This window comes from Pseudoflavonifractor sp. BSD2780061688st1 E11, assembly GCF_005844125.1.
In the GTDB taxonomy this organism is placed as follows: Bacteria; Bacillota; Clostridia; order Lachnospirales; family Lachnospiraceae; genus Sellimonas; species Sellimonas catena.
Window position 1 is genome coordinate 1 of the sequence record NZ_SPHM01000086.1, and the last position, 2,276, is coordinate 2,276.

General features: G+C 41.3%; 3 protein-coding genes. 1 reads left to right on the plus strand and 2 read right to left on the minus strand.

From position 1 onward, the window contains the following. Positions 1-597 (plus strand): IS3 family transposase (locus tag FGQ85_RS18030; RefSeq protein ID WP_138374149.1); only part of this gene is annotated, 597 nt, incomplete at its 5' end. A 226-nt stretch (positions 598-823) separates the two neighbouring features. On the opposite strand, the gene FGQ85_RS18035 is transcribed toward FGQ85_RS18030, so the two are convergent. Continuing rightward, positions 824-1,309, minus strand: a complete 486-nt coding sequence (locus tag FGQ85_RS18035; protein WP_347563117.1) for a glycosyltransferase family 4 protein — start codon at positions 1,307-1,309, stop codon at positions 824-826. A 144-nt stretch (positions 1,310-1,453) separates the two neighbouring features. Beyond that, on the minus strand, positions 1,454-1,975 hold the full coding sequence (locus FGQ85_RS18040) for an AraC family transcriptional regulator (RefSeq protein ID WP_171028015.1): 522 nt from the start codon (positions 1,973-1,975) through the stop codon (positions 1,454-1,456). Between the last annotated feature and the right edge of the window lie 301 nt (positions 1,976-2,276).

The window sequence follows — 2,276 nt, forward strand, 5'->3', positions numbered from 1 at the left end:
GTGAAACCATGGACGATCACTACCATAGATTCCGATTTCAGTAACGAACTTCAAAATATCCTGGATGAACAGTTTACTCCTGATCGTCCAAATGCGGTATGGTGCAGTGATATCACGTATATCTGGACGACAGATGGCTTTGTCTATCTGACAAGCATTATGGATCTGTTTTCCCGTAAGATCATTGCCTGGACACTCAGCCAGACTTTAGAGGTATCCTGTGTGATTAATACCATCAATAAAGCGAAAGCCAGACGGAACACGAAGTTGCCGTTAATTATCCACAGTGATAGAGGAAGGCAGTATGTATCCCAGGCATATCGGGAAGCCACTGCAAAAATGCAGCGCAGCTACTCGAAAAAGGCTTTCCCATGGGATAATGCATGTATCGAATCGTTTCATGCACTTATCAAACGGGAATGGCTGAACCGGTTTAAAATACGTGATTATCAGCAGGCATATCGTCTGATATTCGAGTATATTGAAGCCTTTTATAATACCAAACGTATTCATAGTCATTGCGATTACATGTCACCAAATGACTTTGAAAAACTATATGAGCAGACACAGACAAACGAACTGCTCTTAGTAAGTTAAGATGAGGATAAATTTCTCATTTTAACTTGCGCTAAATCTTGACATAGGACCAGCCTCCTTTGATTTGAAAATAGAATGGAATCAATAGATAATAAGAAATGCCTCCCGCCTTGTAGGAAAAGGCGGGAAAGAATATGCCCCTAGTATAGCAATAGAGGAGATAGAAATCAACAGTCATACTATTAAAACTGTCTTATTATAGAGAGGGCTGCCTGGAAACGAGCACTTATTTATTAAGTACACATTGATATAGCTCGATGAACCTGTCGCCCATTTGTTTTGTACTATAATATTGTCTGGCCCGGTTATAAGCGTTTTCTGCTACAGCGTTTCGTTCCGGAGTATGACTGAACCAGTAGCGGACAGACTGAGCCAGTTGAGCTGAATCATCACAGTGAAAGAGGGCTCCGGTGATTTGATCGACAATCATTTCCCGGTTGCCGGGACAGTCAGAGGCGATCAGGAACACATGGTTTGCCATCCCTTCAAGTAGTGTGTAGGAGCAGCTTTCCGTTTTAGAAGGCAGGATAAGAATTTGATATTGATTCAGAATTTGGCCGATATTTGAACAGAATCCATGCAAAATACAGGTTTCCTGTAAAGAATTCTGCGCGATTACCTTTTTGATTTCCGATTCCATTGGACCATTTCCATATAAATGTAAATGGATCGGTTCCTGCTTCAGCTGTTTCATGGCATTCAGAAGTATCATGATATTCTTTTCTTCTGAGAGTCTTCCGGTAAAAACAAGATCTTTGGCATTGGGATTGACATGTGTGTTGTGACGCCGGAATAGTGATCCAGACTGTCAATCAATAAAATTTTCATAATCTTTTTCTCCTGATCTATAGCATGATTAATAAGAAAACCAGTTTGGAAACCGTTTCTTATATTCAGACGGCGAATATCCTGTTACCGACTTGAAAAGCCGGGAGAAGGAAAATGGATTTTCGAGTCCTACTGCATTTGCAATGACCTGCAGGGAATAATCTGTATCCACAAGATAGATTTTTGCCTTCTCAATCCGCAGTTCTGTCAGATACTGTTTCGGTGTTTTGAAGTATTTCTGCTTAAAGACCGCGGTCACATAATGAGGATTTAGATGCAGATAATCGGCAATGTCTTGAATCTGCATATGTTCATTGTAGTGCCGGTCAATATAGGCTTTGATCTGCTTCGGATACGGAGCGGAGGAAATATCCTCCTGATCCTTGTGGTGTTCCGCAACAAGGCTCGAAAACATTTCCTTCAGCAGACCATTCAGCTTGAGATGGCCGGATGCGGTTTTTGCTTCCGAAAAAAAGGTAAGAGGAAAGTCTTCGGGTGTAAATCTGGCTCCATCAGGAATACGCCGGTCGGTGAAAGCGAGGAACTTCATGATCATTTTTTCGTAAAGAGTGACATCCTGTATGTCGGTAACGAATCCATCTCCAAAAAGAAGGCTCGTATAATAATGAGGTGTGATAGCGATAGCGGCAAAAAGCTAATAAAATCAATGGTTTTGCGGACAGCGGATAGACAGGGAATGTGTTAAAAACTGAATACGCACACAAACGGCGTTACCTTAACCCCTTTGGGGGAGAAAGTAACGCCGTTTTTTTACTTTATAGGAAATTGCGTTTTTGGAGCAGTCAAAAAAAGAACGCATGTTCATCGAACATATGTTAGATAAACATGCG

Coding starts and splice junctions, on each gene's coding strand:
- FGQ85_RS18035 (WP_347563117.1), bottom strand. CDS start 1,309: ATGATACTTCTGAATGCCATGAAACAGCTGAAGCAGGAACCGATCCAT.
- FGQ85_RS18040 (WP_171028015.1), bottom strand. CDS start 1,975: ATGAAGTTCCTCGCTTTCACCGACCGGCGTATTCCTGATGGAGCCAGA.